Source organism: Actinosynnema mirum DSM 43827, from assembly GCF_000023245.1.
Classification (GTDB): Bacteria; Actinomycetota; Actinomycetes; order Mycobacteriales; family Pseudonocardiaceae; genus Actinosynnema; species Actinosynnema mirum.
The window spans coordinates 6,011,934-6,025,632 of record NC_013093.1 but is presented as its reverse complement, the minus strand read 5'-3'; the positions used below and the strand labels follow the sequence as shown (position 1 = coordinate 6,025,632).

General features: G+C 74.4%; 11 protein-coding genes. 9 read left to right on the top strand and 2 right to left on the bottom strand.

Annotated features, from left to right (window positions below; genetic code table 11):
- Positions 1-7 precede the first annotated feature (7 nt).
- Both AMIR_RS25105 and AMIR_RS25100 read right to left on the bottom strand, forming a co-directional pair.
- The gene (locus AMIR_RS25105; protein WP_015803771.1) at positions 8-307 is read right to left on the bottom strand and encodes a hypothetical protein; all 300 of its coding nucleotides are present in this window, start codon (positions 305-307) and stop codon (positions 8-10) included.
- Positions 304-1,014, bottom strand: coding sequence for a GntR family transcriptional regulator (locus AMIR_RS25100; protein WP_015803770.1), 711 nt, complete (start codon positions 1,012-1,014; stop codon positions 304-306). Before AMIR_RS25100 ends, AMIR_RS25105 begins: the two co-directional genes overlap by 4 nt.
- Positions 1,015-2,192: 1,178 nt before the next feature.
- Between AMIR_RS25100 and manD the strand changes: the two genes are divergently transcribed.
- From manD to helR, 9 genes are all read left to right on the top strand, one after another.
- Positions 2,193-3,401: a D-mannonate dehydratase ManD gene (gene manD, locus AMIR_RS25095; protein ID WP_015803769.1), complete on the top strand. Its 1,209-nt coding sequence runs from the start codon at positions 2,193-2,195 to the stop codon at positions 3,399-3,401.
- 5 nt (positions 3,402-3,406) lie between these two features.
- Positions 3,407-4,825 (top strand): mannitol dehydrogenase family protein, encoded by a 1,419-nt coding sequence (locus tag AMIR_RS25090; protein WP_245554545.1) that lies wholly within the window; start codon positions 3,407-3,409, stop codon positions 4,823-4,825.
- 125 nt (positions 4,826-4,950) lie between these two features.
- The gene (locus AMIR_RS25085; protein ID WP_015803767.1) at positions 4,951-6,357 is read left to right on the top strand and encodes an MFS transporter; all 1,407 of its coding nucleotides are present in this window, start codon (positions 4,951-4,953) and stop codon (positions 6,355-6,357) included.
- Positions 6,354-7,376 (top strand): L-idonate 5-dehydrogenase, encoded by a 1,023-nt coding sequence (locus tag AMIR_RS25080; protein WP_015803766.1) that lies wholly within the window; start codon positions 6,354-6,356, stop codon positions 7,374-7,376. The genes AMIR_RS25085 and AMIR_RS25080 overlap by 4 nt, the downstream gene beginning before the upstream one ends.
- Positions 7,373-8,335, top strand: a complete 963-nt coding sequence (locus AMIR_RS25075; protein ID WP_015803765.1) for a sugar kinase — start codon at positions 7,373-7,375, stop codon at positions 8,333-8,335. Before AMIR_RS25080 ends, AMIR_RS25075 begins: the two co-directional genes overlap by 4 nt.
- Positions 8,336-8,442: 107 nt before the next feature.
- On the top strand, positions 8,443-9,432 hold the full coding sequence (locus AMIR_RS25070) for a FecCD family ABC transporter permease (RefSeq protein WP_245554543.1): 990 nt from the start codon (positions 8,443-8,445) through the stop codon (positions 9,430-9,432).
- Entirely contained in the window at positions 9,429-10,460 is a 1,032-nt protein-coding gene (locus AMIR_RS25065) for a FecCD family ABC transporter permease (RefSeq protein ID WP_015803763.1), read from the top strand. Before AMIR_RS25070 ends, AMIR_RS25065 begins: the two co-directional genes overlap by 4 nt.
- Positions 10,457-11,272 (top strand): ABC transporter ATP-binding protein, encoded by an 816-nt coding sequence (locus AMIR_RS25060; RefSeq protein ID WP_015803762.1) that lies wholly within the window; start codon positions 10,457-10,459, stop codon positions 11,270-11,272. The genes AMIR_RS25065 and AMIR_RS25060 overlap by 4 nt, the downstream gene beginning before the upstream one ends.
- Positions 11,273-11,480: 208 nt before the next feature.
- Positions 11,481-13,682, top strand: a complete 2,202-nt coding sequence (gene helR / locus AMIR_RS25055; RefSeq protein WP_015803761.1) for an RNA polymerase recycling motor ATPase HelR — start codon at positions 11,481-11,483, stop codon at positions 13,680-13,682.
- Positions 13,683-13,699 lie beyond the last annotated feature (17 nt).

Here is a 13,699-nt window from a genome sequence, read left to right as displayed (position 1 = left end):
CGCTCCGCTAGGCGCAGCTCGCCAGCAGCGCGGGTGCCAGCAGGACCAGCACGTTCACCGGCCAGTAGCTGGTCGCCCTGGTCCCGCTGAGCTTGAACAGCAGCGCGTTCAGCAGCAGGAACACCAGCAGCACCGGGGTGAGCAGCGACAGCAGCGCCGCGACGTCCGGCGGGTCCGAGGGGCCGGGACCGGCCAGCTCGACCAGCAGCGCGAACCCCCAGGCGAGCGGCAGGGCGGAGATCACGCCCAGCGCCGCGTTGGCCGCCAGCGCCACCGGAAACGGCCAGGACCTGCGCTTCTCGCTCATTCCCACACCACCACGTTACGGCGCGTCGGCGTCGAGGTCGGATCGGTGTCGAACAGCTCCGGCGACCGCTGCCGAATCCGCTCCACGTCCGCGAACACCGCGCGCAGGTGCGTGCGCATCGCGACCCGCGCACCCGCCACGTCCCCGGCCGCGACGGCGGCGTGGATCGCGACGTGCTGCGCGATGAACTCGTCAGGCGACCGCGCGTCGTACAGCCCGAGCCTGCGCGCCCGGTCCAGGTGCCCCTTGGCGGCGACGACGGTCCCCCACGCGTTCCCGTGCCCGCTCAGCCGGAGCAGGCCGTGGTGGAACTCCTCGTCCAACTCGAAGAACTCCTCCAACCCGATGCCGCCGGTTCGCTGGCGCTCCAGGTTCGCGGCCAGCTCGGCGAGCAGCTCGGCGTCCAGCGCGGGCGGCAGATCCTCCAACGCGGCGAGCTCGACGGCCTCGCGCAAGAACTGCGCGTCCGCGACCTTCTCGGGGTCGACCCGGCAGACGAACGACCCGATCTTGGGAAAGACCTGGACCAGCCCTTCCTCGGCGAGCAGGATCAGGCTCTCGCGCACGGGAGTCCGACTGACCCCGAGCTCGGCGGCCAACTCGTTCTCGGACAAGGCGGCCCCGGGAGCCAGCTCCAGGGTGAGCACCCTACGACGCAAGGCCTCGTAAATCGCCCGCCGGTTGCTCTTCTTGCCCGCTCCTGCCACGGGGTCATCATAGGGTCGGGTGGGGGAGGGGGATGGGGGAGCGGGCGGGGCTGAGCACGGGGTTCATGGGGGGCGGGGGCCGGGCACGGGGGCCGGTCCAGCCACCTCACGGCCCCCAAACACCTCACCCACCCCGCGCCGCTCACCCCCACCACCAGAACGCCGCACCCCACCCGCCCTGCCATCGGCCCCGCCCTGCGCCTCACCTGCTCTGCCACTGAACCCGTCCTGCGCCTCACTGGCCTCGCCACCGGCCCTGCTCTGCGCCCCACTGGCCTCGCTGCCGAACTCGCCTTGCACCTCGCTCACCCTGTCGTGGCCCCGGCCCGCGCCCCTATCCCCGGACCCGGCCCGCGTCTCACCCTGCCGCCAGCACTGAGCCGCACCTCGCCCGCCCATCGGGTCCGCCGCTGGCCACATCCCCGCCCCGCCACCTCGCTGGCAACCGGTTCGTGCTGCTCTTGCCGATGGTCGGACCGCTCGCCCAAGGTTGAACGGTCCGTTCAACCGAGTTGGCCACTGACGGTCGGACCGCTCGTTCGCGGTTGAACGGTCCGTTCAACCGAGTTGGCCACCGATGGTCGGACCGCTCGTTCGCGGTTGAACGGACCACTCGTTCCCGGTTGAACGGACCCTTCAACCGGTGCGCTGCTGTCCTACGGCACCACTGCAACCCCGGTGTCCCGCTATCCGCTCCTGTGCTGGTCCCTGTAACCGTTGAACGGTCCGTTCACCCACGGTTGAACGGACCACTCACCCATGGTTGAACGGTCCGTTCAACCGGGCGCATCGCCTTGAAGGCCCTATCGCGCGACGCGTTGCCGATGCGCCGCCAGCTTCTCGCTCGTGAGCGCTCTCCCGCGCCACCACCTGCCGGAGTGGCCCTTCCGTGTCGTACCGTCGCTCGCCTTCCGTCGCGTCGCCGTTCCAGCAGGCTCGCCCCGTGCCCCGTGCCCCGTGCCCCGTGCCCCGTGCCCCGTGCCCCGCCGTACCGCACCCCGCTGCCACCCCGCCCCCGGCCCGCGCCAAACCCCGCCCCCACCACCCCACCAAAACCCACCCCCACCCCCTTGACTTCCTCCCCGACAAATACTTGTATACAAGCACCGGTCGCCCAGCCGCCCGTCCATCCCAGCGGGCCAAGCCCGCGCCCCTGCCACGCAACGAGGAGTGGTCAGTTGAGCACCATCGAGCGCGCCGAGGTCCTGATCGCCTCGCCGGGGCGCAACTTCGTCACCCTCCGCATCACCACCTCCGACGGCGTAACCGGCCTGGGCGACGCCACCCTCAACGGCCGGGAACTCGCCGTCGCCTCCTACCTCCGCGACCACGTCGTCCCCCTCCTCATCGGCCGCGACCCCGCCCGTATCGAGGACACCTGGCAGTACCTCTACCGAGGCGCCTACTGGCGTCGCGGCCCGGTCACCATGACCGCCATCGCCGCCGTCGACACCGCCCTCTGGGACATCAAGGGCAAGGTCGCCGACCTCCCCGTCTACCAGCTCCTCGGCGGCCGTTCCCGCGACGGCGTCATGGTCTACTCCCACGCCAGCGGTGCCGACACCGCCGAGCTGCTCGACGACGTCGCCCGCTTCCTCGACCTCGGCTACCTCGCCGTCCGAGCCCAGGCCGCCGTCCCGAACGTCAAGGGCACCTACGGCGTCCGCAAGGGCGCCGTCTACGAGCCCGCCGCGACCGCGCTCCCCGACGAGCAGCCCTGGAACACCCCCGCCTACCTCGACTTCGCCCCCACCTACCTCGCCGCCGTCCGCGAGCGCTTCGGCTTCGGCTTCCACCTCCTCCACGACGTCCACCACCGCCTCACCCCCATCGAGGCCGCCCGGTTCGGCAAGTCGGTCGAGGACCTGCGGCTGTTCTGGATGGAGGACCCGACGCCCGCCGAGAACCAGGAGGCGTTCCGGCTCATCCGCCGGCACACCACCACCCCGATCGCCGTCGGCGAGAACCTCAGCTCCATCTGGGACGTCCAGCACCTCATCACCGAGCAGCTGATCGACTACGTCCGCACCACCGTCGTCCACGCGGGCGGCATCACGCACCTGCGCCGCATCTTCGACCTCGCCGCCCTCTACCAGGTCCGCACCGGCTCGCACGGCGCCACCGACCTGTCCCCGGTGAGCATGGCCGCCGCCGTGCACGTCGACATCTCGGTGCCGAACTTCGGCATCCAGGAGCACATGGGCCACACCCCCGAGGTCGCCGAGGTCTTCCGCAGCGACGTCCGCTTCGAGAACGGGATGCTCCACCCCTCGGACGCCCCCGGCCTCGGCGTCGAGTACGACGACGACGCCGCCGCCCGCTTCCCGTACGACCCCCGCTACCTGCCCGTCGCGCGCCTCGCCGACGGCTCGATGCACGACTGGTGACCCCCGTGGACCGACTCGGCCTCGCCGCGCTGGACCGGCTCCCGGCGCACGCCCGCCCCGCCGCCGACCCGCGCGAGCTGCCCACCCGCGCCCTGCACCTGGGCCTGGGCGCGTTCCACCGCGCCCACCAGGCCGTCTACACCGAGCACGCGGGCGGCTGGGGCATCGCCGCGATCGCCCCGCGCTCCCGCGACGTGGTGGCCGCGCTGCGCGCCCAGGACTGCCTGTACTCGGTGGTCGAGCGCTCCCCGGAGCGCCCGTCCGCGCGCGTCGTCGGCTCGATCACCGAGGCGCTGCACGCCACCGACGACGCCGACCGCGTGCGAGCCCTGCTCACCGCCCCGGAGACCTCGGTGATCACCCTGACCGTCACCGAGAAGGCCCACCACCGCCGCGCCGACGGCAGGGGCCTCGACCTCGCCGCCCCCGAGATCGCCGCCGACCTGACCTCGCCCGCCCCGTCCACCGTCGTCGGCCGCCTCGCCGCCGGGCTCGCCCTGCGCCACCGCACCACCGGCGCCCCGGTCAACGTGGTCTCCTGCGACAACATCGCCGACAACGGCGCGGTCCTGGCCGGTCTGGTCCGCGACTACGCCGAGGCCGCGAACCGGCCCGGCACGGCGGCCTTCCTCGCCTGGCTGGACACCGCCGTCGCCTTCCCGTCCACCGTCGTCGACCGCATCGTCCCGGCCACCACCGAGGACGACCGCGCCACCGCCGCGCGAGCGCTCGGCCTGCGCGACGAGGCGACCGTCGCGGGCGAGCCGTACCGGCAGTGGGTGCTCCAGGACGCGTTCACCGCCGACCGCCCGGCCTGGGAGCGCGACGGCGCCCTCCTGGTCCCGGACGTGCGCCCGTACCAGGTCACCAAGCTCCGCCTGCTCAACGGCAGCCACTCCGCGCTCGCCCACCTGGGCGCGGCGGCGGGCTGCACGACCATCCGCGAGGTGCTGCACACCGCGTGGGGCGAGCGGTTCGTGCGGGCCTTCTGCGCCGAGGTCGCCCCGACCCTGCCCGAGGGCGGCCCGGACCCGGCCGGTTACGCGGACGACCTGGTCACCCGCTTCCGCAACCCGGCGGTGCGGCACCTGCTGCGCCAGATCGGCTCCGACAGCTCGCTGAAGGTCCCCGAGCGCTGGCTCGACCCGCTGCGCGCCCTGGACCGCGCGCCGCTGCTGGAGCTCGCCCTCGCGGGCTGGGTCGCCTCGACCCGTCCCGGCGACGACGACCTGCCGGTCCACGGCACCACCGACCCCCTGTCGGACGAGCTGGCCGCCTGCTGGCACGACCGACCGGCCCACCCCGAGCTGGTCGCCAGGCTCCTGCGCCTGGTCGGCGCGCCCGACCTGGCCGAGCGGACCGACCTGACCACCGCCGTCGCCCAGCGCCTCCCCGCGCTGCGCGCCGGCCGCGTCGAGTTCTGAACCCCGCACGGGAAACCCCGCGAGAACCCCCGCACCACCCCCGCCGAAGCCAGTCCCGCCAGTTCCGGGACCTGCCGGGCGGACCCTCCCCACCGCACCGTCCACCCGCAGCAACGGAGCACAGGATGACGGACAGCACCACCCCGCCACAGGGCACGACGCCGCAGGCCGCGGCGCCGAAGGCCACCAGGACCACCCGCGACCTCGCCAAGGCCGCCACCTCAGGCTGGCTCGGCACCGCCATGGAGTTCATGGACTTCCAGCTCTACTCGCTGGCAGCCGCCATCGTCTTCAACAAGATCTTCTTCCCGGACGTCAGCCCGGCCATCGGCCTCATCGCCGCGATGGCCACCTACGGCGTCGGCTACGTGGCCCGCCTCGCGGGCGCCGTCTACTTCGGACGGATGGGCGATCGCCTGGGCCGCAAGAAGGTCCTGTTCATCACCATCGCCCTGATGGGCGCCTCCACCACCCTGATCGGCGCCCTGCCGACCTACCAGACCATCGGCATCGCCGCCCCGATCCTGCTCGTCGCGCTGCGCCTGCTCCAGGGCTTCGGCGCGGGCGCGGAGATCGCGGGCGCCACGGTCATGCTCGCCGAGTACGCCCCCACCCGCCGCCGCGGCCTGATCGCCTCGCTGGTGTCGCTGGGCACCAACTCCGGCACCCTGGCCGCGTCCGGCCTGTGGGCGGTGCTGATCGGCGTGCTGTCCGAGGAGCAGCTGCTGTCCTGGGGCTGGCGCCTGCCGTTCCTGCTGAGCTTCGTGCTGCTGGTGTTCGCGGTGTGGTTGCGCCGCAACCTCAAGGAGAGCCCGGTCTTCGAGGAGCGCGCCGACGTCGTGGACGGCGTCGCGCTGTCCCACCGGGAGGTCGTGGCCGCGGCCGAGCAGCAGCCCGAGACCGCCTCGCTGAAGGCGAGCGTGCGCCAGCGCAAGGGCCGCGCGTTCTTCCTCGCGCTGGGCCTGCGCTTCGGCCAGGCGGGCAACTCCGGCCTGGTGCAGACGTTCCTGGTCGGCTACCTGGCCACCACCCTCGCGATGGAGCGCAGCGTCCCGACCTCCGCCATCGTCTACGGCTCGCTGCTCGGCTTCGTCACCGTCCCCGTGGTCGGGCTGCTCGGCGACCGCTTCGGCCGCCGCCCGGTCTACCTCGCGCTGACCGCGGCGACCGCGCTGGCCGCGTTCCCGCTGATGCTCATGATCACCAGCGGCAGCAGCGCCGCGACGATCGTCGGCATGGTGCTCGCGCTCAACCTCGGCGTGCTGGGCCTGTTCTCCCTGGAGAGCGTCACGATGGCCGAGCTGTTCGGCGCCCGCACCCGCTTCACGCAGCTCGCGCTGGCCAAGGAGATCGGCGGCATCCTCGCCACCGCCATCGGCCCGGTGCTCGCCGCGACGCTCACCGCCGTCACCGGCCACTGGTGGCCGATCGCCGCGATGCTCGTCGCCTACTCGCTGATCACCCTCGTCGCCGCCCTCCTCTCGCCCGAGACGAAGGGGCGCGACCTGGTCCGACTGGAGGACGCCGTATGAGAGCCGTCGTCGTGCACGGCCCGCTGGACGTGCGGGTCGACGACCTGCCCGCGCCCGAGGCCGCCGAGGGGCAGGTGCTCGTGGCGGTGGAGTGGGGCGGGGTGTGCGGCTCGGACCTGGCGTACTGGAAGCACGGCGCGTCCGGCACCGCCGTGCTGCGCCACCCGCTGGTCCTGGGCCACGAGATCGCCGGCCGGGTGGCCGCGCTCGGCGCGGGCGTCACGGGCGTCGAGGTCGGCGCCCCGGTCACCGTGCACCCGGCCTCGCCGGAGGGCGACCTGCCGGACCGCCTGGCGGGCAGGCGCAACCTGGCCCCGAGGGTCCGCTACCTCGGTTCGGCGGCCTTCGACCCGCACACGAACGGCGGCTTCGCCGAGCTGGTCGCGGTCCGCGCCGACCAGCTCCGCCCGCTGCCGGACGGCGTCAGCACCCGCCACGGCGCGCTGGCCGAACCGCTCGCGGTCGCGCTGCACGCCGTGACCAGGGCAGGCGACCTGCGCGGCAAGGACGTCCTGGTCAACGGCGCGGGCCCGATCGGCTCGCTGGTCGCGGCGGCGGCCAAGCGCGCAGGCGCGGCCTCGGTGACCAGCGCGGACGTGTCCGCCGGACCGCTGGCCACGGCCCGCGCGCTGGGCGCGGACCACACCGTCGACCTCGGCGCGGGGGAGCACCTGCCCGCCGACGTGGAGGTCGTGCTCGAGGCCTCCGGCGCACCCGCCGCGCTCGGCCCGGTGCTGCGCGCCACCGCGCGCGGCGGCCTGCTGGTGCAGGTCGGCAACCTGCCCGGCGCGCCCGCGCCTGCCGCGCTCGGCGACCTGGTCACCCGCGAGATCACCTGGATCGGCTCGTACCGCTTCGTCGACGAGATCACCGACGCGGTCCGGGCGCTGGGCGAGGGCCTGGACCTGGAGCCGCTCATCGCGGGCGAGCACGAGCTGCCCGACGCCCGCGCCGCGCTGGAGCAGGCGGCCGGGACCGGCGGCGGCAAGGTCCTGATCCGCCTGGGCGGCGCGCGGTGACCAGCCCCGGCGTGGTCACTATCGGCGAGACCATGGCGCTGGTGACCCTCCCGTCCTCGGGCCGGGTCACCGCCGCCGCGCCGGTCGTGCTGGGCGTCGGCGGCGCCGAGTCCAACGTCGCCATCGGCCTGGCCAGGCTGGGCGTGCCCGCCACCTGGGTCAGCCGGGTCGGCGACGACGCGCTCGGCGCGCTGGTGGTCCGCGAGCTCCGGGGCGAGGGCGTCACCGTCCTCGCCCCGCGCGACCCGGACGCCCCCACCGGCATGATGCTCAAGGAGCACCGCAACGGCCGCCCCACCAGGGTCCGCTACTACCGCGGGGGCAGCGCCGCCTCCCTGCTGGGACCGGCGGACGTGGACCGGGCCGCCGTCGCGGGCGCGGCCGTGCTGCACCTGACCGGCATCACCCCCGCGCTCGGCGACGGTCCGCGCGCCGCCGTCCGGCACGCCGTCGACCTGGCCAGGTCGGAGGGCGTCACCGTCACCTTCGACGTCAACCACCGCAAGACCCTGTGGTCGGACGAGGAGGCCCGACCGGTGCTGGCCGAGCTGGTGTCGAAGGCCGACGTGGTCTTCGCGGGCGCGGAGGAGGCCGAGCTGGTGCTGGGCACCCCCGGCGCCGCCGAGGAGGAGCTGGTCGCGGGCCTGGCCGGGCTGGGCGCGGGCACCGCCGTGCTCAAGATCGGCGAACGGGGCGCGCTGGCCCACCGGGACGGCGTCCGCACCCACGTCCCCACCACCCCGGCCGCGGTCGTCGACCCGGTGGGCGCGGGCGACGCGTTCGTCGCGGGCTTCCTGGCCGAGCTGGTCGCGGGCCGCCCGCTGGAGACCTGCCTGCGCACCGGGAACGCGTGCGGCGGCCTGGTGGTCGGCGTGCCCGGCGACTGGGAGGGCCTGCCCACCCGCGCCGAGCTGACCGAGGCCGGGCACGCGCCGGACGGCGGCGACGTGCGCCGCTGACCACCCCCGGCCGGTGGCGCGCGCGAAGATCACCACCCCCGCGCGTGCCCCGGCCCACATCGGTTAGCCTCCCCTAAGAAACAGGGGGAGGTGCGGTGTCCCGGTCGGTGGCGCGGTCACTAGGTCTGCTGCTGGCTCTCGCCGCGCTCGCGCTCGTGGTGGCGCTGAGCCTGTGGGTCGGCACCAAGAGCATCCCGTTCACCCAGACCTGGTCGCTGCTCCAGGCCGACGACGGCTCGGGCGACGCCGCGATCATCCGCGACGTCCGCGTCCCCAGGGCCGCCCTCGGCCTGCTGGCGGGCGTGTCGCTCGGCCTGAGCGGCGCGCTGATGCAGGCCCTCACCCGCAACCCGCTGGCCGACCCCGGCCTGCTGGGCGTGAACATGGGCGCGGCGGCGGCGATCGTCACCGCCATCGCGTTCCTGGGCATCACCTCCGCCTCCGGCTACCTCTGGTTCTCCCTGGCGGGCGCGGCGGTGGCCGCCGTCGCCGTCTACGTCCTCGGCGCGACCGGACGGGGCACGGTCACCCCGGACCGCCTGGTGCTCAGCGGCGCGGCGCTGACCGCCGTGCTCTACGCCTACATCTCCGCCGTGCTGCTGCTCAACGCCCAGACCTTCCAGTCCTTCCGCTTCTGGAACGTCGGCTCCCTCGCGGGCCGCACCGCCGAGACCGTCTGGCAGATCGCCCCCCTGGTCGTCGCGGGCGTGCTGACCGCGCTGCTGCTGGGCCGCAGCCTCAACGCGCTGGCGCTGGGCGAGAGCACCGGCCGCGCGCTGGGCGCGAACCCCACCCGCACCCGCACCCTCGGCGTCGTCGCGATCACCCTCATGGCGGGCGCGGCCACCGCCGCCGCGGGCCCGATCTCGTTCCTGGGCCTGACCGTCCCGCACATCGCCCGCGCCGTCGCGGGCACCGACCAGCGCTGGGTCCTGGCCTACTCGGCGGTCCTGTCCCCCGTCCTGCTCCTGGGCGCCGACGTCGTGGGCCGGGTCGTCATCGCGCCCCAGGAGGTGGAGGTCGGCATCGTGACCGCGCTCCTGGGCGCCCCCGTGTTCATCGCGCTGTGCAGGCGCAGGAAGCTGGCGCAGCTGTGACCAGGGTCCTGCGCGCGGGCCCGCTCTCCACCAGGGTCAGCCCCCGCGCCCTCACCGTCACCACCGCCCTCGCCGCGCTGGTGCTGGCCGCGACCGTCACCACCCTGGTCACCGGCGACTACCCGCTCACCCCCGTCGAGGTCCTCACCACCCTCCTCGGCCAGGGCGACCCGTTCTCCGACTTCGTCGTGTTCACCCTGCGCCTGCCCAGGCTCCTCACCGGCTTCCTGGTCGGCGCGGCGCTGGCGGCGTCCGGCGCGATCCTGCAGAGCCTGTCCCGCAACCCGCTGGCCAGCCCGGACGTCATCGGCTTCACCCAGGGCGCGGCCACCGGCGCGATCACCGCCACGGTCGTGTTCCAGGCGAGCATGACCGCCGTCGCCACCTCCGCCGCCGCCACCGGCCTGATCACCTCCGCCGCCGTCTACCTGCTGGCGCTGCGCGGCGGCGTCCAGGGCTTCCGGCTGGTCCTGGTGGGCATCGGCGTCAGCGCGATGATGCTGGCCGCGAACTCGTTCCTGCTCACCCGCACCTCGCTGGAGAGCGCGCTCGCCGCGCAGGCGTGGCTCGTGGGCGGCCTGAACAACCGGGGCTGGGGCCACGTGCAGGTCCTCGCCGCCACCCTCGTGGTCCTGCTCCCGTGCGCGCTCGCGCTGGCCCGCAGGCTGGCCCTGCTGGAGATGGGCGACCTGACCGCGACGGGCCTGGGCGTGCCCGCCGAACCGACCCGCCTCGCGCTCCTGGTGCTCAGCGTCGGCCTGGCCGCCGTCGCCACCGCCGCCGCGGGCCCCATCACGTTCGTGGCGCTGGCCGCCCCCCAGCTGGCCCGCCGCCTCACCGGCTCGCCCACCCCGGTCCTGGTCGCGTCCGCCCTCACCGGCGGGCTGCTCCTGCTGCTGGGCGACCTGGCCGTGCAGAAGCTGTTCCCGACCTCACAGCTGCCGGTGGGCATCGCCACCGGGGCCATCGGCGGGCTCTACCTCGTGTGGCTGCTGGCCGCCGAGTGGCGGAAGGGGAGCGGGCGATGACCCGGTTGCGCGGCGAGGACCTGACCCTGGCCTACGACGAGCGCCTGGTGGCGGAGCACCTCGACGTCGCGATCCCGGACGGCTCGTTCACCGTCATCGTCGGACCGAACGCCTGCGGCAAGTCGACCCTGCTCAAGGCGCTCGCGCGGATGCTCAAGCCCACCTCGGGCACGGTCCTGCTCGACGGCGCGGCGATCTCCTCCTACCGCTCCAAGGAGGTCGCCCGCAGGCTCGGCCTGCTCCCGCAGACCTCCACCGCCCCCGGCGGCATCGTGGTGGAGGAGCTGGTGGCGCGCGGCCGGTACCCGCACCAGCGGCTGCTGCGCCAGTGGTCCGAGGACGACCAGCGGGTGGTCGCCGAGTCGATGCGCCTGACCGGCGTCGTGGAGCTGGCCGACCGGCCGGTGGACGAGCTGTCCGGCGGGCAGCGGCAGCGCGTGTGGCTGGCCATGGCGCTGGCCCAGCAGACCCCGGTCCTGCTGCTCGACGAGCCCACCACGTTCCTGGACGTCGCCCACCAGGTCGAGGTGCTCGACCTGTGCGCCGACCTGCACGAGGACGGCGCGCACACCCTGGTGGCCGTGCTGCACGACCTCAACCAGGCGTGCCGCTACGCCACCCACCTGATCGCGATGAAGCCCGGCCGGGGCGTGGTGGCCCAGGGCGACCCGAGCGAGATCGTCACCGCCGCGCTGGTGGAGGACGTGTTCGGGCTGCGCTGCCGGGTCATCCCGGACCCGGAGACGGGGACGCCGCTGATCGTGCCGCTCAAGCGCGAGCGCAAGGGGCTGGTGAGCGGGGACGCCGCGTGATGCCGGCGCGTGAGGCCGGCGGCGCCGCAGGGGGTGGCGTCGTGCGAGCCGGTGCTGCCCGAGCACGCCCCGTCGGGCAGGATGGGGCAGGACGGGGGAGCGCACGTCCTCCCAGTCTGAACGTATAGCACACCGGGGGGCTTGCGGCAAGGCCCAGGCCCTGGCGCACAATCACCCGCCGAGGTCGGAACCTGCTGGTGAGGGGCACGTGGCTGCACGAGGGTACGAAGAAGAACTGGACGCCGAGCGCGCCCACGTCGCGGAGCTGTACGCGCGGCTCGACGCCGAGCGCGCCCGCGTCCGGACCGAGTACGACAACGCCCTGATGGGCAACGGCGGCAACAGCGGCTCGCTCGTGGAGCGCGACACCGAGGTCCGCTCGCTGGGGCGGGAGGTCAAGCGGCTGGACGTGGCAGACAACGGCCTGTGCTTCGGCCGCCTGGACGCGATCACCGGTGAGCGCTCCTACATCGGGCGCATCGGGCTGTACGACAAGGACGACGACTACGAGCCCGCGCTGCTGGACTGGCGCGCGCCCGCCGCCCGGCCGTTCTACGTGGCCACCGCCGCGAACCCGGAGGGGATGCGCCGCCGCAGGCAGTTCCACACCAGGGGCCGCAGGATCGTCGACTACACCGACGAGGTGCTCGGCCGCCCCGGCGATCAGGAGCGCGGCGACGCGGCGCTGCTGGCGGCGGTCAACGCGCCGCGCGGCGAGGGGATGCGCGACATCGTCGCGACCATCCAGGCCGAGCAGGACCGCATCATCCGGCTGGCGCACGACGGCGTGCTGGTCATCGAGGGCGGGCCGGGCACCGGCAAGACGGTCGTGGCGCTGCACCGCGTCGCGTACCTGATGTACACCCAGCGCGAGCGCATGGAGCGGCACGGCGTGCTCGTCGTCGGGCCGAACCCGGCGTTCCTCAACCACATCGGCCGGGTGCTGCCGTCGCTGGGCGAGTCGGACGTGGTGTTCACGACCACCGGCGGGTTCGTGCCGGGCCTGGTCGTCACCGCCGAGGAGCAGGACCCCGAGGCGGCGCGCGTGAAGGGGTCGTTGAAGTTCCTGGAGGTGCTGGCGGCGGCGGTGGCCGACCGGCAGACGCTGCCCGAGGAGCCCCTCGAGGTCCGGATGGGCGGGCACGACCTGCTGCTCGGCCGGGACGTGGTCGAGTGGGCGCGGCAGGAGGCCCGCGACAGCGGCCTCCCGCACAACGAGGCGCGGTCGACGTTCACCGAGATCCTGACCTACGTGCTCACCGAGCGGGCCATCGCCCGGATCGGCAAGGGCTGGCTCACCCGCGACAACAAGGACGCCTGGGAGCGCACCCGCCGCGAGCTGCTCAAGGAGCTGGCCGACGACGACTCGTTCACCGCGCTCGTCGACCGGTTCTGGCCGAGGCTGACCCCGGCGTCGCTGCTCGCGGGCCTGTACTCGTCGCCGGAGCGGCTGCGCGCGGCGGGCGCGGACGTCGGGCTGCTGCTGCGCGAGCGCGGCAACGCCTGGACGGTGTCGGACGTGCCGCTGCTGGACGAGCTGGTCGACCTGCTCGGGCGCGACCGGGCCGACGACGCGGCGGCCGAGGCGGCGCGCGACCGGGAGGCCAAGTTCGCCGAGGGCGTGCTGGGGATGCTGGTCGAGCGCGCCGACATGATGGACGACGAGGACCACCTGATCGCGTCCGACCTGGTGGACGCCTCGGACCTGGCCGAGCGGTTCGAGGAGCGCGACACCAGGGACCTGGTCGAGCGGGCCTCCGCCGACCGGGACTGGACGTACCGGCACGTCGTGGTGGACGAGGCGCAGGAGCTGTCCGAGATGGACTGGCGGGTGCTCATGCGGCGCTGCCCGAACCGGTCCTTCACCGTCGTCGGCGACCTGGCGCAGCGCCGCTCGCCCGCCGGGGCGGACTCGTGGGGCGCCGTGCTGGACCGCTACGTGCCGGGCCGGTGGGTGTACCGGGAGCTGACGGTGAACTACCGCACCCCGGCCGAGATCATGGCCGTGGCGGCGTCCGTGCTGGCCGGGTTCGCGCCGTCGGTGCGCCCGCCGGAGTCGGTGCGCTCGTGCGGCGTGCCGCCGTGGGCGCGGCGCGTGCCGCCCGAGCAGGTCGCCGAGGCGGTCGCCGAGTTCACCCGCGCCGAGGCGGGCCGGGAGGGCACCAGCGTCGTCATCGGCCCGCCGGACGTGCCGGGCGCGGTGGCGGCCTCGGAGACCAAGGGCCTGGAGTACGACGCGGTGCTCGTCGTGGAGCCGGAGCGCATCCTCGCCGACGGCGACCGGGGCGCGGCGGAGCTGTACGTGGCCCTGACCCGCGCGACGCAGCGCCTGGGCGTCCTGCACACCGCCCCGCTCCCGGAGTCGCTGTCGGGCCTGGTGGAGGTCGAGGACCCGCTGACCGCGCGGTAACCGCGATCCGCCACGAA